The sequence below is a fragment of the Mycobacterium genavense ATCC 51234 genome, assembly GCF_000526915.1.
GTDB classification, from domain to species: Bacteria; Actinomycetota; Actinomycetes; order Mycobacteriales; family Mycobacteriaceae; genus Mycobacterium; species Mycobacterium genavense.
Genome location: NZ_JAGZ01000005.1, coordinates 147,956 through 170,828, shown reverse-complemented (window position 1 = coordinate 170,828; position 22,873 = coordinate 147,956). Strand labels below are relative to the sequence as shown.

19 protein-coding genes, 1 tRNA gene and 6 pseudogenes are annotated in these 22,873 nt (G+C 66.6%); 17 read left to right on the top strand and 9 right to left on the bottom strand.

The genetic code is table 11. From position 1 onward, the window contains the following. Positions 1-17: 17 nt before the first annotated feature. Positions 18-752, top strand: a complete 735-nt coding sequence (locus T428_RS27905; RefSeq protein ID WP_036467974.1) for a DUF429 domain-containing protein — start codon at positions 18-20, stop codon at positions 750-752. A 4-nt stretch (positions 753-756) separates the two neighbouring features. Here T428_RS27905 and T428_RS27900 read toward each other — a convergent pair. Continuing rightward, positions 757-1,360, bottom strand: a pseudogene (locus tag T428_RS27900) (TetR/AcrR family transcriptional regulator). Between the two features lie 73 nt (positions 1,361-1,433). On the opposite strand from T428_RS27900, the gene T428_RS0113410 reads away from it, so the two are divergent. Next, entirely contained in the window at positions 1,434-2,351 is a 918-nt protein-coding gene (locus T428_RS0113410) for an alpha/beta hydrolase-fold protein (protein ID WP_025736890.1), read from the top strand. A 44-nt stretch (positions 2,352-2,395) separates the two neighbouring features. After that, on the top strand, positions 2,396-3,979 hold the full coding sequence (locus T428_RS0113405) for a gamma-glutamyltransferase family protein (RefSeq protein WP_025736889.1): 1,584 nt from the start codon (positions 2,396-2,398) through the stop codon (positions 3,977-3,979). Here T428_RS0113405 and purD read toward each other — a convergent pair. Further along, positions 3,976-5,244 carry a phosphoribosylamine--glycine ligase gene (gene purD / locus T428_RS0113400; protein WP_025736888.1) on the bottom strand — a complete coding sequence of 423 codons (1,269 nt, stop codon included), beginning with the start codon at positions 5,242-5,244 and terminating at the stop codon, positions 3,976-3,978. The genes T428_RS0113405 and purD overlap by 4 nt on opposite strands. Before the next feature lie 25 nt (positions 5,245-5,269). After that, complete coding sequence (locus tag T428_RS0113395) at positions 5,270-5,677, bottom strand: MarR family winged helix-turn-helix transcriptional regulator (protein WP_025736887.1); 408 nt, start codon at positions 5,675-5,677, stop codon at positions 5,270-5,272. 82 nt (positions 5,678-5,759) lie between these two features. Here T428_RS0113395 and T428_RS27895 point away from each other — a divergent pair. Then, positions 5,760-6,844 (top strand): annotated as a pseudogene (locus T428_RS27895) (aldo/keto reductase). 27 nt (positions 6,845-6,871) lie between these two features. Here T428_RS27895 and T428_RS0113385 read toward each other — a convergent pair. From T428_RS0113385 to T428_RS0113370, 4 genes and pseudogenes are all read right to left on the bottom strand, one after another. Further along, positions 6,872-7,306, bottom strand: coding sequence for a carboxymuconolactone decarboxylase family protein (locus tag T428_RS0113385; RefSeq protein ID WP_025736886.1), 435 nt, complete (start codon positions 7,304-7,306; stop codon positions 6,872-6,874). After that, positions 7,306-8,160: an NAD(P)-dependent oxidoreductase gene (locus tag T428_RS0113380; RefSeq protein ID WP_025736885.1), complete on the bottom strand. Its 855-nt coding sequence runs from the start codon at positions 8,158-8,160 to the stop codon at positions 7,306-7,308. Before T428_RS0113380 ends, T428_RS0113385 begins: the two co-directional genes overlap by 1 nt. After that, positions 8,157-8,906: pseudogene (locus T428_RS27890) on the bottom strand (SDR family oxidoreductase). Before T428_RS27890 ends, T428_RS0113380 begins: the two are co-directional and overlap by 4 nt. 15 nt (positions 8,907-8,921) lie before the next feature. Further along, positions 8,922-10,388, bottom strand: coding sequence for an aldehyde dehydrogenase (locus T428_RS0113370; RefSeq protein ID WP_025736884.1), 1,467 nt, complete (start codon positions 10,386-10,388; stop codon positions 8,922-8,924). A gap of 223 nt (positions 10,389-10,611) precedes the next feature. Between T428_RS0113370 and T428_RS0113365 the strand changes: the two genes are divergently transcribed. The 11 genes and pseudogenes from T428_RS0113365 to T428_RS34520 all read left to right on the top strand — a co-directional run bounded on the left by T428_RS0113365 (position 10,612) and on the right by T428_RS34520 (position 19,697). Next, positions 10,612-11,247, top strand: a complete 636-nt coding sequence (locus tag T428_RS0113365) for a TetR/AcrR family transcriptional regulator (RefSeq protein WP_025736883.1) — start codon at positions 10,612-10,614, stop codon at positions 11,245-11,247. Beyond that, positions 11,248-12,468 (top strand): annotated as a pseudogene (locus T428_RS27885) (cytochrome P450). Beyond that, entirely contained in the window at positions 12,468-13,295 is an 828-nt protein-coding gene (locus T428_RS0113355) for an SDR family oxidoreductase (protein WP_025736882.1), read from the top strand. Before T428_RS27885 ends, T428_RS0113355 begins: the two are co-directional and overlap by 1 nt. Further along, positions 13,292-14,644 carry a cytochrome P450 gene (locus T428_RS0113350; protein ID WP_025736881.1) on the top strand — a complete coding sequence of 451 codons (1,353 nt, stop codon included), beginning with the start codon at positions 13,292-13,294 and terminating at the stop codon, positions 14,642-14,644. The genes T428_RS0113355 and T428_RS0113350 overlap by 4 nt, the downstream gene beginning before the upstream one ends. Before the next feature lie 6 nt (positions 14,645-14,650). Then, complete coding sequence (locus T428_RS0113345; protein ID WP_025736880.1) at positions 14,651-14,857, top strand: ferredoxin; 207 nt, start codon at positions 14,651-14,653, stop codon at positions 14,855-14,857. Between the two features lie 3 nt (positions 14,858-14,860). Beyond that, a pseudogene (locus T428_RS27880) lies at positions 14,861-15,415 on the top strand (nuclear transport factor 2 family protein). Between the two features lie 206 nt (positions 15,416-15,621). Then, positions 15,622-16,749: an NDMA-dependent alcohol dehydrogenase gene (locus tag T428_RS0113335; RefSeq protein ID WP_025736879.1), complete on the top strand. Its 1,128-nt coding sequence runs from the start codon at positions 15,622-15,624 to the stop codon at positions 16,747-16,749. A gap of 15 nt (positions 16,750-16,764) precedes the next feature. Further along, the gene (locus tag T428_RS34530; protein ID WP_245604897.1) at positions 16,765-17,934 is read left to right on the top strand and encodes an NADH:flavin oxidoreductase; all 1,170 of its coding nucleotides are present in this window, start codon (positions 16,765-16,767) and stop codon (positions 17,932-17,934) included. Beyond that, positions 17,829-18,710: an FAD-dependent oxidoreductase gene (locus T428_RS34525; protein WP_245604896.1), complete on the top strand. Its 882-nt coding sequence runs from the start codon at positions 17,829-17,831 to the stop codon at positions 18,708-18,710. The genes T428_RS34530 and T428_RS34525 overlap by 106 nt, the downstream gene beginning before the upstream one ends. Positions 18,711-18,834: 124 nt before the next feature. Continuing rightward, positions 18,835-19,254: a ketosteroid isomerase family protein gene (locus tag T428_RS0113325; RefSeq protein ID WP_025736878.1), complete on the top strand. Its 420-nt coding sequence runs from the start codon at positions 18,835-18,837 to the stop codon at positions 19,252-19,254. A 38-nt stretch (positions 19,255-19,292) separates the two neighbouring features. Further along, positions 19,293-19,697, top strand: a complete 405-nt coding sequence (locus T428_RS34520) for an HIT family protein (RefSeq protein ID WP_025736877.1) — start codon at positions 19,293-19,295, stop codon at positions 19,695-19,697. Here T428_RS34520 and T428_RS0113315 read toward each other — a convergent pair. Next, positions 19,672-21,145 (bottom strand): annotated as a pseudogene (locus T428_RS0113315) (sensor histidine kinase); the annotation flags it as partial. The gene T428_RS34520 and the pseudogene T428_RS0113315 overlap by 26 nt on opposite strands. 35 nt (positions 21,146-21,180) lie before the next feature. Continuing rightward, positions 21,181-21,900 (bottom strand): response regulator transcription factor, encoded by a 720-nt coding sequence (locus tag T428_RS0113310; RefSeq protein ID WP_025736875.1) that lies wholly within the window; start codon positions 21,898-21,900, stop codon positions 21,181-21,183. A gap of 158 nt (positions 21,901-22,058) precedes the next feature. Here T428_RS0113310 and T428_RS0113305 point away from each other — a divergent pair, with 158 nt between their 5' ends. Together T428_RS0113305 and T428_RS0113300 are read left to right on the top strand one after the other, a co-directional pair. Continuing rightward, positions 22,059-22,772, top strand: a complete 714-nt coding sequence (locus tag T428_RS0113305) for a hypothetical protein (RefSeq protein WP_025736874.1) — start codon at positions 22,059-22,061, stop codon at positions 22,770-22,772. 28 nt (positions 22,773-22,800) lie between these two features. Continuing rightward, positions 22,801-22,872: transfer RNA gene (locus T428_RS0113300), tRNA-Thr, on the top strand. The last annotated feature ends 1 nt before the right edge of the window (position 22,873 follow it).

Sequence of the window (22,873 nt, the reverse complement as noted above, 5' to 3'; positions counted from 1 at the left end):
GGTTACAGTCTCGCGGCATGTACTACGCCGGTGTCGACCTCGCGTGGGGCATGCGCAACCCGACCGGTGTCGCCGTCGTCGATTCCGGAAGTTGCCTGGTGAGCGCCGGCGCGGTCCGCGACGACGACGAAATCCTGGCGGCGCTGCGCCCTTACGTCGGTGGCGAGTGCGTGGTCGGGTTCGACGCGCCGCTGGTGGTGAACAACCCCACTGGTCAGCGCCCGGCCGAGACCGCGCTCAACCGCGACTTCCGCCGGTTCGAAGCCGGTGCGCATCCGGCCAACACCGGAAAACCCGAGTTCGCGAACGGTCCGCGCGCGGCGCGGCTGGCCCGGGCGCTGGGCCTCGACGCCGATCCCCGCTCGCAGCCGGCGCGGCGCGCGATCGAGGTTTACCCGCACGCGGCGACCGTCGTACTGTTCCGGCTGGAGCGGACCCTGAAATACAAGGCCAAGCCCGGCCGAACGCTGCAGCGGCTCAGTTCCGAGCTATTGCTGCTGATGGACGGGGTCGAGCGGCTGGCCGGCACCGACGTACCGATGCGCGTCGCCGATCACCCCGACTGGATTGAGCTGCGCAAACGGGTGGCGACGGCGCAGCGCAAGAGCGAGCTGCGCCGCGCCGAAGACCCGGTCGACGCCGTGGTCTGCGCGTATGTGGCGCTTTTCGCCCAGCGCTGCCCGGGCCGCATCACGATCTACGGGGACGCGGCCAGCGGATACATCGTGACGCCGTCGCTGCCTGAGCGATGACAGGTCAGATCCGCACCGGCCGCTCTTCGATCGGGGCCAGCACGTCGATGATGTCGATCACCGTTCCCATCGCCGCGGTCCGCGGGTCACGACCCTCCACCAGCGCCGAGACCACCGAGCCGTCGACCGCGCAGATCAGCTCGATACGCACGGCGCGGCCGGACCGCTCGATCGCCTCGGCGACGGCGTCGGCCCGCTGGCGCAGGCTGCGGCGCATCGTCTCGCGCAGCGCGGTTAGGCGGGTGCAGGCGATGTTTCGTTCGTAGCGGGAGATCAGTTGTTCGACGAGGGTCTGGTCGGACAGGTCGCCCACCAACAGGTCGACCAGTACCTCGGCGGTGGTCTCGGGCCCACGGCGCCGGCGCGACAACGCGTTGACCCGGGCTCGCAGCTGGGCGACCTCGATCATCGCGATGTGTTCGACCGCGCGCGATCAAATCGTCGAGCGACGAGAAGTAATAAGTAGTGGACGCCAACGGCAGACCGGCCCGCTGTGCGACGGCCCGGTGGCGCACCGCTTCGAACCCGCCTTCGGCAAGCAGCTCGGCGGCGGCGCTCACTAGCGCATACCGTCGACGTTCTTTTTTCGGAGTAACCGCTGCAGTCACGAGTGACCATCGTGCCAGTCCAAGTGGTACTGCATTGCCATTTCCGCTAAACGGCCCGCCGAACCAACATGGCATGATGGCCCGCATGCCCGACTTGAGCCGCCGCGCGGTGCTCGGTCTTGGTGCCGGCGCAGCGATAGGTGCGACCGGCGCGTTCGTGCTCGAGAACCTGTTACACACCAGTACAACTCGCAACATTCCGGTGTCGACGGCCAGCACGCAGGTTCCGTTGGCTCCCGCGCCCACCGCTCCCCTGGAGCCGGCTCCCGTCGGCGACCCGGCGCCGACGATGACGACGGGCTCCTTCGCGTCGGCGGCACGCGGCGGGGTCTCCACGAACTGGGCGATCGCGCGGCCGCCGGGGCAGACCAAGGCGCTGCGTCCGGTGATCGCACTGCACGGCAAGGGCAGTGACGCGGCCACCGTGATGGCCGGCGGCGTCGAGCAGGGTCTGGCCCAGGCCGTCAATGCCCGACTACCGCCGTTCGCCGTCGTCGCCGTCGACGGCGGTGGCGGCTACTGGCACAAGCGATCTTCGGGCGAAGACTCCGGCACGATGGTGTTGAACGAACTGCTTCCGATGCTGGACGGCCAGCGGCTGGACACCTCCCGGGTGGCGTTTTTGGGTTGGTCCATGGGTGGGTACGGCGCATTGCTGCTCGGCGGCCGGCTGGGGCCCGCGCGCACGGCGGCGATCTGTGCGGTCAGCCCGGCGCTGTGGATGTCGTCGGGGGCAGCCGCGCCCGGCGCTTTCGACGGGCCTGACGACTTCGCCGCGAATTCGGTGTTCGGAATGCCGGCGCTGGCGTCCATTCCGATCCGGATCGACTGCGGCGACAGTGATCCGTTCTACGACGCGACCAAGCAATTCATCGCCCAGCTGCCGAACCCGCCCGCGGGCGGCTTCTCACCCGGCGGGCACAACCCCGCGTTCTGGAGCGCGCAGCTGCCGGCCGAACTGACCTGGATGGCACCGCTGTTGACGGCATAAGCCCTGTCGGCAACGCATTAAGCCGTAACGCTACGCTCACGTGGGTGAGCGCGCCGTTCGACTGGAACTTCCCATACGCCTGGCCACGAAAGCCCGTCCTGGGATCGAACGTCGTGAGCACATCGCAACCGCTTGCCGCCCAAGCGGGTCTTCGGATGCTCGCCGAGGGCGGCAGCGCCGCCGACGCGGCCGTCGCCACCGCCATCACGCTGACCGTGGTGGAGCCGGTCTCCAACGGCATCGGCTCGGACGCGTTCGCGATCGTCTGGGACGGCAAGCAGTTGCACGGGTTGAACGCCTCCGGCCATTCGCCGGCGGCGTGGACGCCGGAGTACTTCGGCGGCAACGGTGTTCCCGTGCTGGGCTGGAATTCGGTGACCGTGCCGGGAGCGGTGTCGGCATGGGTCCAGTTACACGCCAAGTTCGGCAAACTCCCGTTCGAGCGGCTCTTCGAGCCGGCGATCTCCTACGGCCGCAACGGCTTTCCGGTATCGCCGACGATCGCGCAGCAGTGGGCGGCCCAAGTCCCGGCGTTCGAATCGCAGCCGGGCTTCGCCGAGGCGTTTCTGCCCGGCGGGCGGGCACCGAAACCCGGTGAGCGCTTTCGGTTTCCCGACCAAGCGACCACTTTGGAAAAGATTGCCGCAACCAACGGCCAGTCGTTCTACGGCGGGGAACTGGCGGCCCGACTCGAAGCGCACGCGATGGCGCACGGCGGCGCACTGCGGGCCGGGGACCTCGCCGCCCATCGCGCCGACTGGGTGGGCACGATCAGCGGAACCTACCGCGGCTACACCGTTCACGAGATACCGCCCAATGGCCAGGGCATCGTCGCGTTGATCGCGCTGGGAATCCTTGCGCAGTTCGACATGTCTTGCCTGCCGGTCGATTCCGCGGACAGCGTGCACCTGCAGATCGAGGCGCTCAAGCTGGCGTTCGCGGACGCCGACGCCTACGTCTCCGACATCGACCACATGCCGGTTCGACCCGCGGACCTGCTGGACACCGAGTACCTCAAGCAGCGCGCCGCGCTGATCGACCGCAACCGGGCCCGGCCCGCATCGGCAGGCACACCGACCGGGGGCACCGTCTACCTCACCGCCGCCGATGCCACGGGGGTGATGGTGTCGATGATCCAGTCGAACTACCTGGGGTTCGGGTCCGGCGTGGTGGTGCCGGGTACGGGCATCGCCCTGCACAATCGTGGAGCGGGTTTCGTTGCGAGTCAAGGACATCCGAATCAAGTCGGGTCGAACAAGCGGCCCTACCAGACGATTATCCCGGGCTTCGTGACCAAGGACGGCTCGCCCGTGATGAGCTTCGGGGTGATGGGCGGTCTGATGCAGCCCCAGGGCCACGTGCAGCTGTTGGTCCGCATCGCCGACTACGGCCAGAATCCGCAAGCCGCCTGCGACGCGCCCCGGTTTCGCTGGGTGCAGGGCATGCAGGTCGGCTGCGAGCCAGGTTTTCCGGCGTCGACACTCGACGAGTTGCGTCGGCGCGGGCACGACCTGCTCGTGGTCGACGACTACAACGCGTTCGGCAGCTGCCAGGCGATCTGGCGTCTCGACGACGGGTACGTCGCGGCGAGCGACCCGCGCCGCGACGGGCAAGCGGTGGCGTTCTAGACGTGGATTTTGCCCTGTTGCGCTAGCAATCCGATATCGGTGCGAAAGTGGCTGCCCGGCAGTCGAATCGAGTCGAGAATCCGATACGCGGCGGCGCGTGCATCGCTCAGGTCGGCGCCGGTGCCCACCACCGACAGCACCCGCCCACCCGACGAGACGATCGCACCGTCGTCTCTGCGCGCCGTCCCGGCATGTAACACCCCGTCGGCCTCGGATCCGCCGATGACATCGCCGACGCGCGGGCGTCCGGGATAGTTCTCGGCGGCCAGCACCACGGTCACGGCCGCGCCGGCTTTCCAGCGCAATTCCCCAAACCCGGCCAGCGCGCCGGTGCTGGCGGCGTGCAACAGCTGTCCGAGCGGAGAGTCCAGCAGGGCCAGCACCGCCTGGGTCTCGGGATCGCCGAAGCGGCAATTGAATTCGACCACCGCCGGCCCCTTTGCGGTGATCGCCAGTCCGACATAGAGCAATCCGCAGAACGGGCTGCCGCGCCGAACCATCTCGGCGGCAACGGGTTCGACGATCCCGCTGACGATTTCACGGTACACGTCGTCGGGCAGCCAGGGCAGCGGCGCGTAGGCGCCCATCCCGCCGGTGTTGGGGCCGACGTCACCGTCTCCCACCCGCTTGAAATCCTGTGCCGGCAGCAGCGGCACCGCGGTTTCACCGTCGACCACACAGAACAGCGACACCTCGGGGCCGTCGAGGAAGGACTCCAGCAATACGGGATGACCCGACTCCAGCAGGGCGGCGCCATGGGCGCGGGCGGCATCGCGATCCGGCGTCACCACCACGCCTTTGCCGGCGGCCAGGGCGTCGTCCTTGACCACCCACGCCGGATCGCCGGCCGCAGGTCCGAACCGGTCCAGGGCCGCATCCAAATGCGCCGGATTGTCCACGATTTCGCTGGCGGCGGTGCGCACCCCGGCGGCCGCCATCACCTCCTTGGCAAACGCCTTCGACCCCTCGATGCGGGCCGCGTCCTTGCCGGGCCCGAAGCAGGCGATGCCGGCGGCGCGGACGGCGTCGGCCACGCCGAGCACCAACGGAACCTCGGGGCCGATGACGACGAGGTCGGCCCGGACGTCGCGGGCCAGCGCCACCACGTCCGCACCGGAGCTGATGTCGACGTCGTGCTGCTCGGCCAACCGGGCCGTGCCGGCGTTGCCGGGAGCGATGATCAACCCCGTGACCTGCGGGTCTCTGCTGAGAGCCAGCAGCAGGGCATGTTCTCGGGCACCGGAGCCGATCACCAGAACGCGCACGACAGGTCAGACTAGCGGCACGGCGTTACAGGATCTTCTCGAGCAGGTTCTTGAGGTCCTTCTGCTGGGCCGGAGTGAGCCGGCCGAGGCGCTTGTCGAACTCGTCGGACAGCAGCGCCAGACCCTTGGCGACGGCTTGGCGCCCGGTCGAGGTCAGCAGCAGCCGATGGCGCCGTAGATCGGCCGGGTCGATCTCGCGGCGCACGAATCCGGCGGCCTCGAGCCGCTTCAGATACAGCGTCACCGTCGCCTTGGGCATGCTCAACGCAGCGGCCAACTCGGCCGGGTAGGGGTGCTCGTCGATCTCGGCGAGCAGAAACAGCTCCTTGGACTCGAGCCCCACCGCGCAGATATCGGCCTCGGCACTCGAAATCACCGAGACCAGCACCCGATAGTTCAGAGACCAGATCTTGGCCGCACCAACCGCAGACATCGACTTGCCAGATCGTTCAGTAGTGAACTAGTTTATAAGCGAACAACCTCATATCCGAACAATCTACCAGGAAGCGGCCACCATGCCTCTGGATCAATACGTGACACTCGGACGGTCCGGCTTGCGCGTCCGCCCCCTGTGTCTGGGCGCGATGACGTTCGGTGAAGACCTCGGCTGGGGCACCAGCGTGGAAGAGTCTCAACAGATCATCGATCGCTACACCGAATGCGGCGGCAACTTCATCGACACCGCCAACTTCTACACCCGAAGCCACTCCGAGAAGATCATCGGCGACCACGTCGGGCGGCACGCGGCACGGCGCGATCGGCTGGTGATCGCGACCAAGTTCAGCGGGAACCTGTACCCCGGCGATCCCAACGGTGGTGGTGCGGGTCGCAAATCGCTGATCAACGCGTGCGAAAACTCGCTGCGGCGGCTACAGACCGACTACATTGACCTGTACTGGCTGCACATGTGGGACAAGAACACCCCGATCGACGAGACGATGGCGGCACTCGACCACCTCGTCGCGGCCGGGAAGGTTCGCTACATCGGGGTGTCGGATACGCCGGCGTGGAAGATCGTCGAGGCCAACCTGATCGCCCGCTTCCGCGGCTGGCCGGCGTTCATCGGCCTGCAGATCGAATACTCGCTATTGGAACGCACCGTCGAACGTGAGCTGGTTCCGATGGCCAGCGAATTCGGCCTCGGCATCACCCCGTGGTCGCCGCTGAAAAGCGGTGTGCTCAGCGGCAAGTACACCCGGCGGAATGCCGGTCAGCACAACGCCGATCGCGGCGCGCTGGTGGCCAGCTCGCTCACCGAGCGGACCTACGCGGTCATCGACGAACTCGAGGTCATCGCCAAAGCGCACGATACGAACGTCGCCGCCGTGGCGCTGGCGTGGGTGCACGCCCAGACCGCCGTCTCGTCGATCATCATCGGGGCACGTACCCTCGCCCAGCTCGACGACAATCTCCGCGCCGTCGACGTGCACCTGTCCGCCGAGGAGTTGGCCCGGCTCGACAGCTGACCAAGCCGAGTCTTGGCTTCCCCCAGAGCATGTTGGAGATGGCTGCCGGAATGATCAACGGCGGCACCACCGTCAACGGTGTCTACGGACCGCCCTCGGAATACGTGATGCCCGAGGGCGGCCAACCGTACTGAAAGGCACGTTGCGTCTGCTCGGCGGGCTTAGTCGTTTTTCCCCGAGTGCATCTTCAGCGCACCCTCGACGTTGGCCTTCTTGTCCTCGCCGGCGCCCTTGGCCGCGGCCTTCTTCCGCTTGGCCACGACCGCATCGACCGCGCCGTTGAGCGCCGAGCCCAGCGGGAACCCGAGATAGTGGGTCAAAAAGACCGCCATCTCCTTCAGCTCCGTCTCGCTGAGCTCACCGTTGAGAAGTGCTGCGTTGATCTGGATTTCGGCCAGGTCACGATTGCCGATCGCGGTCACCGCCGTCAGCGTCATCAGGCGCTTGTCGCGCATCGACAATCCCGGCCGTGTCCAGATGCTGCCGAAGAGGTGGTCGACGGTCAGGTCGAAGTACGGGTCGCCCTCGATATTGGGCATCTCCCAGCCGTACACCTCGTTCATCTTGTCGAGGCCCTTGCGGCGCAGCTCGTCCATTACGACTCTTTCTCTGTGTGGGGTACGCCAAGGCCGGCGGCCAGTCGTTCGTATGCCAGCTGAGCAAGCGGCAAGTCGACCGATACCGCCTCGCCCAGTGCGAGCGCCAGGCTCAGGTCCTTTTCACCGAGCCCACGCGTGTGCAGGAAAGGCTCGTACAGGAAGCTATCCGGCTCAAGATCTTTCATGTCTTCCCGGACCATGATCGCCCCCGGACCGCCGGTGAGCGCGTCGGTATGGCGGACGACCCGGCCGAGCGCCTGCAGGTCCAGGCCCGCCGCCTCGGCGAGCTTCATGGCCTCACACGCCGCCACGTAGGAGGTGAACGTCAACATGTTGCGGGCCAGCTTCATTCGGGTGCCCGCACCCGGCTCACCGGCATGGATGACCACCAACGCCCAGTGCTTGAATGCCGGCTTGATCCGCTCGTACACCGCGCGCTCGGCGCCCACCATCGTCGCGAGCTCACCCTTGGCCGCCGCGGCGGCGCCACCACTGACGGGTGCATCGACGACGTGGATGTCGCGCGGCTTGAGTTCGGCCGCCAGCTCGACGGCGGTGGTGTCGCTGATCGTCGAGTGGATCGCGATGACGGTGCCGGGCTTGGCGTGGGCGGCCAACTCCGCGACCACCTCACGCACCTGGGCGTCGTTGAGCACGGTGATGTGGATGACGTCGGCCGCGGCGATATCGGCGACGCTGTCGGCGATGCCGGCACCCTTTTCAGCCAGCGGCGTCATCGCCTCAACCCGGATGTCGTAAACGGTTACCCCGCCCGGCCATTCGGTCATCTTGGTGGCCATCGGGGCGCCCATGTTGCCCAGCCCGATATAGCCCAGCTTCAGATCGGTCATGATCGGATTATCTGTCCGCCGTCGACGTTGAAGATCTGCCCGGTGATCCACTTGGCCTCGTCGGACAGCAGGAACAGGCACATGCCGACCAGATCCTCGGGAGTTCCCATGCGCGACAACGGAAGTCCCTTGACGATGTCGTCGACCATCTCCTTGGGCGTGGTGGTCCGATTGGCCTCGGTGTCGATGGGCCCGGGGGCGATCGCGTTGATCCGGATGTTGCGCCCGCCCAGCTCGCGCGACAGTTGCTGCGTCAGGCCGTTGATACCCACCTTGGCCAGACCGTAGTAGTTCGAGTACAGCCAGGCCGCGGTGGAGGACTGGTTGACAATGGCCCCGCCGCCACGCTTGGACATCTTCTTGTAGACCGCGCGGGTGCACCACAGCGCGCCGTCGAGGTTGACGCTCATGAACTACTTGTAGTACTCGGGATCGATGGTGAGCAGGAAGTCCAGCTTCATGCCACCGAAGATCGCCGCGTTGTTGACCAGGTAATCGATGCCGCCGAACTCGGCCAGCGTGCGGTCGGCCATCGCCTTGGCCGACTCCGGATCGGAGACGTCCACCGGGATGCTCAGGGCGGTCCCGCCGTCGGCGCAGATCTGCTTGGCCACCCCGTCGGCCGCCCCGGCATTGATGTCGGCCACGACAACCTCCGCGCCCTCGCGGGCCAGCGCCTCGGCGTAGGCCTGGCCGATGCCACCGCCCAATCCGGTGACGATGGCGACCTTGTTCTCGAATCTCATGCTCGGCTCCTCCGGTCAGACCGCTGTCGCGATGGTCTTGGTCTCCAGGTACTCCCCGCACCCGGCCAGCCCCATCTCGCGGCCGTTGCCGGATTGCTTGTAGCCGCCGAACGGCGCATCGGCCGAATACCACACCCCGCCATTGACATTGATGGTTCCGGCGCGTACCCGCGCGGCCGCGCGCACCGCCCGCTCGGGATCGGCACCGAACACCGTGCCCGACAAGCCGTACGCCGAGTCGTTGGCAATGCGGATCGCGTCGTCGTTGCCGTCGTGCGGGATCACGGTCAGCACCGGACCGAAGATCTCCTCTTGCGCCACGCGGGCGTCGTTACCCAGACCCGCGATCACGGTGGGCTCGATGAAGAAACCGACCTCGCGGTCGGCCGGCCGGCCTCTCCCACAGGCAAACGTGCCGCCCTCGGCGATCGCCGAGTCGAGATAACCCTGGATCCGGTCCCGCTGGCGCGCGGAAATGACCGGGCCGCAAACGGTTCCCGGGTCGGTGGGGTCACCGGCCTTGATGCCGCCCATCGTCGCGGCCGCGATGGAGACGGCCTCGTCGTATTTGGCCCGCGGCACCACCAGGCGGGTGGTGATCGCGCATCCCTGCCCGGCATGCATGCACACCGAGAAGCCCGCCACTCCCACCGCACCGGCCAGGTCGGCGTCGTCGAGAACAAGGAACGCCGACTTGCCACCCAGCTCGAGGAAGACCCTCTTGATGGTCGCGGCGCCGTCGGCCATCACGGCGCGGCCGGTGGCCGTCGACCCGGTGAACGAAACCATGTCCACCCGAGGGTCTTTGGACAACATCGCACCGACGCTGTGGGCGCTGGAGGTGACGATGTTGATCACCCCAGCCGGGAAGTCGGTGTGCTCGGCGATGAGTTCGCCCAACACCGCGGCACACCACGGGGTGTCGGAGGCGAGCTTGAGTACGACAGTGTTTCCGGCCGCCAGCGCCGGCCCAATCTTGGCCAGGTTGATCTGGTGGGGGAAGTTCCACGGCATGATGGCACCGACCACGCCGACGGCCTCACGGGCGATAGTGCGCCGGGTAGGGATGCCCATCGGCTTGGCCTCGCCGAGATCCCGGTTGTATTCGTAGGATTCGGCGGTGTCGGCCGCGAACGCCAGATCGTTGACCGGGACCTCGAGCTGAGCGATGCTGGTCAACATCCGCGGCGCGCCGACTTCCGCGATGGTCATCTCCCGCAATTCTTCGAGGTGCTGCAGCATCGCCTCGCGCAGCTGGCGCACGCACCGCACCCGCAGTTCGGTGTTGCGCGACCAGTCGGTGTCGTCGAAAGCGCGACGCGCGGCCTCGATCGCCCGGCTCATGTCGTCGGCATCGGCGTCGGCCGCGACTCCCAGCACTTCTTCGGTCGCCGGGTTGACCGTCGGGAAGATACCGGCACCGCCCGCCGACATCTTGCCGTCGATGAAGAGTTCACTCACGCCGTCGGCCAACAAGGCCATCTCCCGCTCCCATCTGTGCGTGGCAAATCCAAGGGGCGACTCGATCCGCCCATTCGAATGGACAATTGTCCGATAATATCCTCTGGAACCATAGCCGTCGGGTCATCCGCGGTGCAAGAGCCGATCTCGAAGCGGCCTGAAATTCGCGACATAAATGCCAATTGACCAGTACTTTTAGCTGACGGGCTTGCTAGCTGTCCCATCTGTCCGATAGCTTGGACATGTGTCCAGCGATGCCCTGATTACGGCCCCGGCGCAGACCAAGCAACCACCCGGTCAGGCGGCGCGCAATCGCCGCCAGGAGGGGACCTTCCGCAAGGTGCTCGCCGCCGGCATCGAAACCCTGCGCGAGAAGTCGTACGCCGACCTGACGGTGCGCGCCGTCGCGGCCCGCGCCAAAGTCGCTCCGGCCACCGCCTACACCTACTTCTCGTCGAAAAACCATTTGATCGCCGAGGTGTACCTGGACCTGGTGCAGCAGGTGCCGTTCTTCACCGATGTCAACGATCCCATGCCGGTTCGGGTGGACAAGGTGTTACGCCATCTGGCATTGGTGGTCGCCGACGAGCCCGAGGTCGGGGCGGCGTGCACGATCGCGTTGCTCGGCGGTGGCGCCGATCCCGCCGTGGGTGCCGCACGCGACCGGATCGGTGCGGAGATCCACCGCCGCATCGCGACGGCCATCGGGCCCGGCGCCGACGCCGGCACGGTGTCCGCGCTCGAGATGACGTTCTTCGGCGCACTGGTCCAAGCCGCCAGTGGCCAGTTCACCTACCACGAAATCGCCGACCGGTTGGCCTATGTGGTCGGTCTGATCCTGCCCGGAGCCGGGGAGACAAGCCAGGAGACTAGAGCTTAGATGACCGTCCATGTTGGAGACCACGAGCTGGTTCTCGATCCCTACGACTACGACTTCCACGAGGACCCGTATCCGTACTACAAGCGGCTGCGCGACGAGGCCCCGCTGTACCGCAACGACAAACTGAACTTCTAGGCGTTGTCGCGCCATCAGGATGTGCTGCAGGGATTCCGCAACAGCACAACGCTTTCCAACAAGTTCGGTGTTTCGCTGGACCCGGCCTCGCGCGGCCCGCACGCCAGCAAGACGATGAGCTTCCTCGCGATGGACGATCCCGCCCACCTGCGGCTGCGCACGCTGGTGTCGAAGGGCTTCACACCGCGCCGCATCCGCGAGCTGGAACCGCGAGTCACCGAGATCACTGTCAAGCACCTCGACGCCATGCTGGAGGCGGCCGAATCCGGGGACGCCCCGGTGGATTACGTCGACGAGTTCGCGGGCAAACTGCCGATGGATGTGATCTCCGAGCTGATGGGTGTACCCGAGACGGACCGCGTGCAGGTCCGGGCCTGGGCCGACGGTGTGATGCACCGCGACGAGGGTGTCACCGACGTGCCGCCGGAAGCCGTCGAGGCGTCGATCAACCTGATCGTCTACTACCAGCAGATGGTCGCCGACCGGCGCACCAAGCCCACCGACGACCTGACCACCGCACTGCTGGAAGCCGAGATCGACGGCGACCGGCTCACCGACGACGAAGTGCTCGGCTTCATGTTCTTGATGGTGATCGCCGGAAACGAGACGACCACCAAATTGCTTGCCAACGCCGTATTTTGGGGACACAAGAACCCCGACCAGCTGGCGGCGGTCTACGACGACCACCAACTGGTGACACCGTGGGCCGAGGAGACACTGCGCTACGACACGTCCAGCCAGATCCTCGCACGCACCGTGGCCGGCGAGCTCACCCTCTACGACACCACCATCCCCGACGGGGACGTGCTGCTGCTGCCCGGTTCCGCCCATCGCGACGAGCGGGTGTTCGACAACCCCGACGACTATCTGGTCGGGCGTGAAATCGGTTCCAAGATCATGAGTTTCGGTAGCGGCGCGCACTTCTGCCTGGGAGCCCACCTGGCCCGGATGGAAGCCCGCGTGGCGCTCACCGAGTTGTTCAAGCGAATCCGCGGATATGAAGTCGACGAGGCCAACGCCGTCCGCGTCCACTCCAGCAATGTCCGCGGATTCGCTCACCTACCCATCACCGTGAAGACCCGCTGATGCCTCGCTTCGATCCCCTTCCCGAAGGCCGACCGGTGATCGTGGCCGGCGCCTCCTCCGGTATCGGAGAGGCCACCGCGATCGAACTCGCGGCGCACGGATTCCCGGTCGCCCTGGGCGCCCGCCAGGTCGAGAAGCTCGACGACATCGTCGGCAAGATCAACGCCGACGGCGGCGAGGCGGTCGGATTCCACCTCGACGTCACCGACCCGAACTCGGTGAAATCCTTTGTCGCACAGTCGGCCGACGCGCTCGGTGACATTGAGGTACTGGTGGCCGGCGCGGGCGACACCTACTTCGGCAAGCTCGCCGAGATCGTAGGCGACGAGTTCGACTCGCAGCTGCAGATCCACCTGGTCGGCGCCTTCCGGTTGGCCTCATCGGTGCTGCCCGGGATGCTCGAGCGTCGGCGCGGCGACCTGATCTTCGTGGGTTCCGATGTGGCACTGCGCCAGCGGCCGCACATGGGTGCCTACGGTGCCGCCAAGGCCGCACTGGTCGCGATGGTCACCAACTTCCAGTTGGAGCTCGAGGGCACCGGCGTGCGGGCTTCGATCGTGCACCCCGGCCCGACGAAGACCAACATGGGCTGGAGCCTACCGGCCGAGAAGATCGGGCCCGCTCTAGATGACTGGGCCAAGTGGGGCCAGGCCCGCCACGACTACTTCCTGCGAGCGTCCGATCTGGCCAGGGCAATCGCTTTCGTCGCCGAGACCCCGCGCGGTGGCTTCATCGCAAGCATGGAGCTTCAGCCCGAGGCCCCGTTGGCCGACAACAAGGACCGCCAGAAACTCGCACTCGGCGAAGAGGGGATGCCAGGACAATGACCACCGCGATCGTGCCCCGGGTTTCCGGCGGCGAAGAAGAACACGGCCATCTGGAGAAATTCCGCACCGACCCAATCGGTTTGATGAAGCGCGTGCGCGAGGAGTGCGGGGACGTCGGCTGGTTCCAACTGGTCGACAAACACGTCATCCTGTTGTCCGGCGCAACTGCCAACGAGTTCTTCTTCCGGTCCGCCGACGAAGATCTCGACCAGGCCGAGGCCTACCCGTTCATGACGCCGATCTTCGGCAAGGGGGTGGTGTTCGACGCCAGCCCCGAGCGGCGCAAGGAGATGCTGCACAACTCCGCGTTGCGCGGCGAGCAGATGAAGGGCCACGCCGCCACCATCGAGGGCGAAGTCAAGAAGATGATCGCCAACTGGGGCGACGAGGGCGAGATCGAGCTGCTCGACTTCTTCGCCGAGCTGACCATCTACACCTCGACGACCTGCCTGATCGGGCTGAAGTTCCGCGAACAGCTCGACCACCGGTTCGCCGAGTACTACCACATGCTGGAGCGCGGCACCGATCCGCTGTGCTACGTCGATCCGTACCTGCCGATCGAGAGCTTCAAGTTGCGTGACGAGGCTCGCGTTAAACTCGTTGCGCTGGTTCAGGAAATCATGAATCAGCGGCTGGCCAATCCACCGATGGACGAGGCCGACCGCGACATGCTCGACGTGCTGGTGTCGATCAAGGACGAGGACGGAAACCCGCGATTCTCCGCCGACGAGGTCACCGGGATGTTCATCTCGCTGATGTTCGCGGGCCACCACACCAGCTCGGGCACCTCCGCGTGGACGTTGATCGAGTTGATCCGTCATCCCGAGGTGTACGCCGAGGTGCTGACCGAGCTCGACGAGCTCTACGCCGACGGCCAGGAGGTGAGCTTCCATGCGCTGCGGTCGATTCCGAAGCTGGACAACGTGGTCAAGGAAACCCTGCGCCTGCATCCGCCGCTGATCATCCTGATGCGGGTCGCCAAGGGCGAGTTCGAGGTCGAAGGTTTCCCGATCCACGACGGCGACTACGTCGCGGCCTCCCCGGCTATCAGCAACCGGATTCCGGAGGACTTTCCGGATCCGGACGCGTTCAAGCCAGATCGCTACAACAAGCCCGAGCAGGCCGACATCGTCAATCGGTGGACCTGGATTCCGTTCGGCGCCGGCCGGCACCGGTGCGTCGGTGCGGCGTTCGCCCAGATGCAGATCAAGGCGATCTTTTCGGTCCTGTTGCGCGAGTACGAGTTCGAGATGGCTCAGCCGCCCGACAGCTACCACAACGACCACTCCAAGATGGTCGTACAGCTGGCCCGGCCCGCCAAGGCCCGCTACCGCAAGCGGAAAGCCTGACCGCTCATGGGTTTTCGAGTCGAGGTCGACCTGGACTTGTGCCAGGGCCATGCCATGTGCGAGCTAGAGGTACCAGACGTCTTCCGGGTCCCCAAGCGCGGAAAGGTCGAGATCGTCGACCCGGAGCCGCCGGAAGAGACGCGCGGCGAAGTCGAGCTTGCGGTCCAAATGTGTCCCACCCAGGCACTGTTCATCAAAGAGAAGGAAGACTGACCCATGACAAACAAGGCGTCACATTCGCGTGCTGATCTCGAGGCATGGGTCGACCGCTGGCTGCAGGCCAACAAGGACTGCGAAAAGGCCGGTGACTGGAAGCCGCTGGCCGACTTCTACGCAAAAGACGCCACCTACGGCTGGAACATCGGTCGCAAGGAAGACGTGATGTGCGTGGGCGTCGACGAGATCCGCGACGTCGCCCTCGGCCTGGAGATGGAGGGCCTGGAGAACTGGGTCTACGAGTACCAGAAAGTGCTCATCGACGAGAAGTAGGGCGAGATCGTCGGCTTCTGGAAGCAGATCGTCAACAAGGCCGACGGCACCCAAGACGAGATCTACGGCATCGGCGGCAGCTGGTTCCGCCTCAACGACGAAGCACTCATCGAGTGGCAGCGTGACTTCTTCGACTTCGGGCACGTCGCGTACATGTTCGGCAAGCTCATCGAATCCGGCGACCTGAGCGACGGGATGCAGAAGCGCATCCAGCGCAGCATCGCCGGGGAGAAGTTGCCCGGCTACTACCCGCTGGGCCAGGCTCCGGTTCCGATCTGGTGACTAGACCAATGGCGCCGACCCGCCTGGCCCGGCTACGCCGCGCCAGCGATCGCCCCGCCGACCGGTTGGTGGTCCCCCGCTTGTTTACAGCTCGGTGATGCACGTCATAATGGTCTGCGAATGAGAACACGTTCTAAATTGCCATCCGGCCCCGGCCGGACCCTCTCACCGGCACTCGGGTCAGGGCACGTTAGCGGAGGATCTTCATGAAGACAAAAGGCGCACTGATCTGGGAATTCAACCAGCCGTGGTCCATCGAGGACATCGAGATCGGCGACCCGCAAGCGCACGAGGTCAAGATCCAGATGGAAGCGGCCGGGATGTGCCATTCGGATCACCATCTAGTGACCGGCGGCATTCCGATGGCGGGGTTCCCGGTGCTCGGTGGCCACGAGGGCGCGGGCATCGTCACCGAGGTCGGCCCCGGGGTGGAGGACATCGCACCCGGCGACCACGTGGTGCTGTCTTTCATCCCGTCGTGCGGACAGTGTCCGACCTGCCAGGCCGGCATGCGCAATCTGTGCGACCTGGGCGCGGGCCTGTTGGGCGGGGCCGCGGTGTCCGACGGCACGTTCCGCATCCAGGCGCGCGGCCAGAACGTCTTCCCGATGACGCTGCTGGGCACGTTCTCGCCGTACATGGTCGTGCACCGCAGCTCGGTAGTGAAGATCGACCCGTCGGTGCCGTTCGAGGTGGCCGCGCTAGTGGGCTGCGGCGTCACCACCGGCTACGGCTCGGCGGTCCGTACCCCTGACATCCGGCCGGGCCAGGACGTCGCGATCGTCGGCGTCGGCGGTGTCGGCATGGCCGCGCTGCAGGGCGCGGTCAACGCCGGTGCGCGCTACATCTTCGCGATCGACCCGGTGGAGTGGAAGCGCGACCAGGCCCTGAAGTTCGGTGCCACCCACGTCTACCCCGAGATCGACGCCGCGATGATGGGCATCGCCGAGGTCACCTACGGCCTGATGGCCCACAAGGTCGTGGTCACCGTCGGCGAGCTGCACGGCGCCGACGTCGACAGCTACCTCAACATCACCCAAAAGGGCGGCACCTGCGTGCTGACCGCCATCGGCAGCCTGCTGGACACCAACGTGACCCTGAACCTGGCGATGCTGACCCTGATGCAGAAGAACCTGCAGGGCACCATCTTCGGTGGCGGTAACCCGCAGTACGACATCCCGCAGCTGCTGTCGATGTACAAGGCCGGCAAGCTCAACCTGGACGACATGGTCACCACCCAGTACCGGCTGGAGCAGATCAACGAGGGCTACCAGGACATGCTGGACGGCAAGAACATTCGCGGCGTTATCCGGTACACCGACGCCGACCGGTAATTCGACCGGTCCTGGGTGACCAGCTTTCCGCACCTGTTGGCGCCGGGACGAATCGGCGCCACGACGGTGCGCAACCGGGTCGTGATGTCTCCGATGGAGACGATGTACAGCACCGGCGACGGCCTGCCGTCCGAACGCACCCGCGACTACTTCGCCGCGCGTGCCCGCGGCGGTGTTGGGCTGATCACGTTGGGCGCCACCGGGATTGACCACCGTCATCCGGAGACTCCCGGCGGCCTGCACCTGGGGACCGACGGGGCGGTCGACGCCCACCGGGCGTTGGTGGACGTCGTGCACGAACACGGCGCCAAGATCCAGCCGCAACTCGTGCACGCCGGTCCCGACGGGCTGGGGCCCGAAATCTTCGGTGTCGAATCGCTTGGGCCTTCGGTGATCCCATCGTACCTCACCGGCAGGCCGTCCAGCGAGATCAGCAGGCGGCAACTCTGCGAGATCTTCGATTTGTACAAGGCGGCGGTGCGCCGGGCCGCCGAGGCGGGCTACGACGGTATCGAGCTGCACGCCGCACACGGCTATATGCTGCTGTGCTCTTTTCTTGCCCCACAACGCGATCGGCGTACCGACGGCTATCGGGGCGATTCGCCCCGGGGCCGGGTGCGGGTGGTGCTGGAGGCACTCGCCGCGATTCGGTCCGAGGTCGGCGACGCGCTGCCGATCACGCTGCGCATCTCCGGGTACGAACGGATCGCCGGCGGGCGGCCGATCTACGAAACCGCCCGCATGGCAACCGAACTCGTCGCCGCCGGCGGCGACGCCTTTCATGTCAGCGGCGGGGTGATCGATCGCCTCGTCACCGGCATGGTCAACGCCGCCGACGACGGCGACGAACTCAACGTCGGTGCCGCCGCGGCCGTCAAGCAGGTGGTGGACGTGCCGGTGATCGCCGTCGGCCGGATTCACGACCCCGCCCGGGCCGAACGGATCCTGGCCGACGGGCGCGCGGACTTCGTCGCGATGGGACGCCCGCTGCTCGCCGACCCCGAGCTGCCGGACAAACTGCAAGCCGACAGCCGCATCGGGTCCGTAGGTGCATCTCTCGCGAAAACTGTATCGACGCAATGGAACAGCGTTTCTCGGTCGACTGCGCGGTCAACCCCCGCACCGGCAAGGAGCGCGAACTCGCCGCGCCCCGAGCCGACCGCGCCAAGCGCGTCGTCGTGGTGAGCGGCGGGCCGGCGGGCTTGGAGGCCACCCGGGTGGCCGCCGAACGCGGACACCACGTCACGCTTTTCGAACGCGCCGGCCAGCTCGGCGGCGCACTGCGCTGGGCGTCCGTCCTGCATCCCGAGAACCAGCCCTTCCTGCGGTACCTGCGTGACGAGATCAAGCTCAGCGCCGCGAAAGAGCATCTGGGCCATGCTGTTTCGGCCGACGACGTCGTCGCGCAGGCACCCGACGCGGTTGTGGTGGCCACCGGTGGCCGCGTCGCGGTACCGGCAATAGCGGGCGCCGACCTGCCGCACGTGCACACCGGGCCGGGCTTGCGCGAATTGCTGGGCGGGCACGCCGATTCCGCCGATCCGGCGTGGCAGCGCCTGGGGGCTCGGATGCTCGGCGGTTGGCGGCAGCGGCTGATGCACCCGGCCGCGGTTCGGCTGGCCACCCGCGCCTGGATGCCGTTCGGTCGGCGCGTCACGATCATCGGCGCTGACCTGGTGGCCCTCGAACTCGCCGAGTTCCTGGCGGTCCGGGGCCGGCAGGTGACGATCCTCGAGCCCGGCAAGGACATCGCCCCGGAAGTGGGCGACAAGCGCAAGACTGAGCACATGGATCGGCTCGACCGCCTCGGCGTCACCATGCACGTCCGCGCGGCCGTCGACCGCATCAGGCCTCACGGCGTGGCGTTCACGCCCGTCGGTGGGACAACTCGGGAGCTGCCGGCCGACAGCGTCGTGATCGCCGGATCCGTCGAACCCGACACACGCTGTTCGACGGCCTGAAGGCCGCCCTGCCCGACGTCGACGTGCATGCGGCCGGCGATTGCAGCGGGCTGGGGCTCATCCGTAAGGCAACCGAAGAGGGCGCACGCGCCGCGTGCGCCCTCTAGTGACAGGAGAGATAACGATGACCCAAACCGCTCAATCCCCGGCACTGACCGCGTCGCAGTCGTCGTGGCGCTGCGCGCAAGGCAAGGACCGCGACGGCGGGCTGGCGCTGATGACCGACGATGTCGTCATCGAGGACCCGATCGGCAAGTCCGTCACCAACCCGGACGGCACCGGTGTGCGCGGCAAGACGGCCGTCGGCGCGTTCTTCGACAACAACATCGCCAAGAACCAGCTGACCATCACCTGCGAGGAGACGTTCGCATCGAGCGATCCCAACGAGATCGCCCATATCCTCGTGCTGCAGAGCAAGTTTGAGGGCGGCATGACCAGCAAGGTGCGCGGCGTGTTCACCTACAAGGTCAATGAAGCGGGCCTGATCACCAACATGCGTGGCTACTGGAACCTCGACGTGATGGAGTTCGGCCAGGAGGACTGACGCACGGGTGCCGGACCGGGAGAACCTATGCTGGGGCCATGGCGTCGATCTTCACCAAGATCATCAACCGCGAACTACCCGGCCGATTCGTGTATGAGGACGACGACGTCGTCGCATTCCTGACGATCGAGCCGATGACCCAAGGGCACACGCTGGTGGTGCCGCGCGCCGAAATCGACCAGTGGCAAGACGTCGACGACCCCGTATTCGCGCGGGTGATGTCGGTGAGCCAGCTGATCGGCAAGGCCGTGTGCAAGGCGTTTCGGGCCGAACGCGCCGGGTTGATCATCGCCGGGCTGGAAATACCCCATCTGCATGTGCACGTGTTCCCCACCCGCAGCCTCAGCGACTTCGGCTTCGCCAACGTCGACCGCAACCCGTCGCCGGAATCGCTCGATCAAGCACAGGCCCGGACCAAGGCGGCCCTGGAGCAACTGGCTTAGCCCACCTGGGCGGGTACATCGCTGACGCGCGGCAGGGTGACGCGGAAGCAACACCCCTCGCCGGGCGCGGTTTCCACCGTGACCTTGCCACCGTGAGCGTGGACCAGCGAGTCGACGATAGACAACCCCAGGCCGGTGCCGCCACTGGCCCGCGCGCGCGAGGAGTCGGTGCGATAGAACCGCTCGAACACCCGCGACGCATCCTGGGCACTCATCCCGGGCCCGCGGTCGACCACCTCGATCACCGCGTCGTCGCCGGCTGTGCCGACCCGAACGATCACGTCGGCACTCGTCGGGGTGTGCTGTAAGGCATTCGCGACGAGGTTGCTCAGCACTTGACGGATCCGGGGTTCGTCGCCCAGCACCTCCGGGGTGCCGGGGCCGTCGAGGACTTCCATCGTGACCGTGCGCTTCGGGTCGATGGCCTGCGCGTCGTGCACCGCGTCACTGGCCAGCGCGAGCAGGTCAACGCGATGGTGTTCCAGCGGGCGCTGCACGTCCAGGCGCGCCAACAGCAGCAAGTCGTCGACCAGTAGGCCCATCCGGCTGGCTTCGCTTTCGATGCGCGACAACAACATCGCCACGTCGCGCGCCGCGCCCTGCCGGTACAGTTCCGCGAATCCGCGAATGGTGGTGAGCGGGGTGCGCAGTTCGTGGCTGGCGTCGGTGATGAACCGTCGCATCCGGTCTTCCGAGCCGCGGGCCGTCTCGGCCGAGGACTCCGAGGATGCCACCGCTTGCTGAATCTGGGTGAGCATTCCGTTGAGCGCCAACGAAAGTCGGCCCACTTCGGTGCGCGGATCCCGCTCGGGGACCCGACGATCGAGTTGGCCCGCGGCGATCGCGGCGGCGGTTTGCTCGACCTCGAGCAGCGGGCGCAGGCTGCGGTGCACCACCGCGAAGCCGGCGATGCCGACCACCACCAGCACCGCGACCCCGATGCCGAACTGCAACCACACCAGCGAGCGCACCGTGTGCTGGACGTCGGAAAGATCGATCGCGACTGTCGTCAGGCCGTTGGGGCCGTGCACCGACACCGCCCGCCACTGGATGTCGGAGCCGTTGACCGAGGGCAGCGTCGTCGGATTGGGGCCCACGTCGTTGTCGGGCGGCAGGGCCGGTTCAGCATTGCGGTCGTTGATGGCCGTGAACGGTTTGCCGTCGGTGCCGACGCCACGCACGTAGTACTTCGACGGGGGCCGGCCCGGGTCCGGGCCCTCATAAGACGAGGCCGTCAATTGCCGCCGCGGTGCCAACGCCCAGCCGCGCGACGCCTCGATCAGCGTCTGGTCGATCCGGCTGACCAGACTGTGCCGCAGGATCGAGGTGACCATGATGCCCGAGGCCGCCAAGCCGCACGCCACCAAGACCAGGGTTGCCGCGACCAGGCCCACTCGCAGCGGCAATCCCCGGCGGACCTGTGTAACCGTTTCTGTCTTGTTCGGCACCGATTGCTACTTTCCCCGCATGACAGAGCGCGTACTCAGCCCGGCTCCCGAAGAACGTAGCCCACCCCGCGCAGGGTGTGCAGCAGCCGCTTCTCCCCAGTATCGATCTTGCGGCGCAGATACGACACATAGGATTCGACGACATTGACGTCGCCGCCGAAGTCGTAACGCCACACGTGGTCAAGGATTTTCGGCTTGCTCAGCACCGTTCCCGCATTGATGACGAAGTAGCGCAGCAACGTGAATTCGGTCGGCGACAAGGACACCGGTTCGCCGGCCTTCCACACTTCGTGCGTTTCCTCGTCGAGCTCGATGTCGGCGAAAGTCAGTCGGGCATTGTGGGTTTCCGCACTGCCCTTGCCGGCCCGCCGCAGGATGACCCGCAGCCGCGCGACAACCTCCTCCAGGCTGAACGGCTTGGTCACGTAGTCGTCACCGCCCAGCGTCAGACCCGCGATCTTGTCCTGCAGGGAGTCGCGCGCGGTCAGGAACAACGCCGGGGCATCGATGCCGTCGGCCCGCAGCCGGCACAGCACACCGAAGCCGTCCGTCCCGGGCATCATCACGTCGAGGATCACCGCGTCGGGCCGTGCTTCACGCGCGCGATCCAGCGCTTGGGCTCCGTTGGTCGCGGTCGACACCTCGAAACCCTGAAACTTGAGACTGACCGAGAGCAGTTCGACGATATTGACCTCGTCGTCGACGACGAGGACGCGCGCTTCCGGTTTGGTTTCGCCCTGGGGTGCCGCTGTCATCTGGTTGGTTCCGTCCTTGGTTGAACGTTGTCTTCGCGGTGAGTGTGTGATTCCTGAGAGCTCGGTGACAAGCTTCTGCTAGTAGTCTGCCAGGAATCATTGCATCAGCTTGGACCCGGTAGCCACTTATCGGTGCGCGTCGTGCATAGACTCGGGCCATGGACCTCGCCAAGAGCATGGTTTCCGCGGCGACCGCGCCCGCCCGGGTCGGTCTTGCGGCTGCGGAGGCGAGCCTGAACCTAGCCACCGCGGCCGTCGGGGTGGCTAGGCGGTCGCTCGGCGAGGGCGGTCAAACCCGCACCAACGCGGTGACGTCGATGTTGGGGCTCGACGAGGCGATCACCCGTGCCAATCGGCTGGCCAGAATGATGGACGACGACGCGCCGCTGGGACGCGTGATGGCGGCCGACGGGCCGCTCGACCGGCTGTTGCGCCCCGGGGGCGTGGTCGACCGGTTGATGTCGGAGGGCGGTCTGGTCGATCGTTTGACCGCGGAGGGCGGCGGCCTACACCGCGCGCTGCAGCCGGGTGGATTAGCCGATCAACTGCTGGCCGAAGACGGGCTGATCGAACGGGTGCTGTCCGAGGACGGGCTGGCAGACCGGCTGTTGTCCGAGGGCGGCCTGATCGACAAGCTAACCGCCAAACACGGTCCGCTGGACCAACTTGCCGACGTCGCCGACACCCTGGCCCGGTTGACGCCGGGGATGGAGGCGCTGGAGCCGGCCATTGCCACCTTGCAGGACGCCGTCAACGCGCTGACCATGGTCGTCAACCCGCTCAGCAACATCGCCGAGCGCATCCCGCTGCCCGGGCGCCGCCCGGTCGCGCGGCCGGTGCCCTCGCAGCGGATCATCGAGAGCGACTCCTGAACGGCTAAGCTGGCAGCCGATTTACCCCGCCTCCTTAGCTCAGTGGTAGAGCACTCGCCTTGTAAGCGAGCGGTCGTCAGTTCAATCCTGACAGGGGGCTC

Coding starts and splice junctions, on each gene's coding strand:
- T428_RS27905 (WP_036467974.1), top strand. CDS start 18: ATGTACTACGCCGGTGTCGACCTCGCGTGGGGCATGCGCAACCCGACC.
- T428_RS0113410 (WP_025736890.1), top strand. CDS start 1,434: ATGATGGCCCGCATGCCCGACTTGAGCCGCCGCGCGGTGCTCGGTCTT.
- T428_RS0113395 (WP_025736887.1), bottom strand. CDS start 5,677: ATGTCTGCGGTTGGTGCGGCCAAGATCTGGTCTCTGAACTATCGGGTG.
- T428_RS0113385 (WP_025736886.1), bottom strand. CDS start 7,306: ATGGACGAGCTGCGCCGCAAGGGCCTCGACAAGATGAACGAGGTGTAC.
- T428_RS0113380 (WP_025736885.1), bottom strand. CDS start 8,160: ATGACCGATCTGAAGCTGGGCTATATCGGGCTGGGCAACATGGGCGCC.
- T428_RS0113370 (WP_025736884.1), bottom strand. CDS start 10,388: ATGGCCTTGTTGGCCGACGGCGTGAGTGAACTCTTCATCGACGGCAAG.
- T428_RS0113355 (WP_025736882.1), top strand. CDS start 12,468: ATGCCTCGCTTCGATCCCCTTCCCGAAGGCCGACCGGTGATCGTGGCC.
- T428_RS0113350 (WP_025736881.1), top strand. CDS start 13,292: ATGACCACCGCGATCGTGCCCCGGGTTTCCGGCGGCGAAGAAGAACAC.
- T428_RS0113345 (WP_025736880.1), top strand. CDS start 14,651: ATGGGTTTTCGAGTCGAGGTCGACCTGGACTTGTGCCAGGGCCATGCC.
- T428_RS0113335 (WP_025736879.1), top strand. CDS start 15,622: ATGAAGACAAAAGGCGCACTGATCTGGGAATTCAACCAGCCGTGGTCC.
- T428_RS34525 (WP_245604896.1), top strand. CDS start 17,829: ATGGAACAGCGTTTCTCGGTCGACTGCGCGGTCAACCCCCGCACCGGC.
- T428_RS0113325 (WP_025736878.1), top strand. CDS start 18,835: ATGACCCAAACCGCTCAATCCCCGGCACTGACCGCGTCGCAGTCGTCG.
- T428_RS34520 (WP_025736877.1), top strand. CDS start 19,293: ATGGCGTCGATCTTCACCAAGATCATCAACCGCGAACTACCCGGCCGA.
- T428_RS0113310 (WP_025736875.1), bottom strand. CDS start 21,900: ATGACAGCGGCACCCCAGGGCGAAACCAAACCGGAAGCGCGCGTCCTC.
- T428_RS0113305 (WP_025736874.1), top strand. CDS start 22,059: ATGGACCTCGCCAAGAGCATGGTTTCCGCGGCGACCGCGCCCGCCCGG.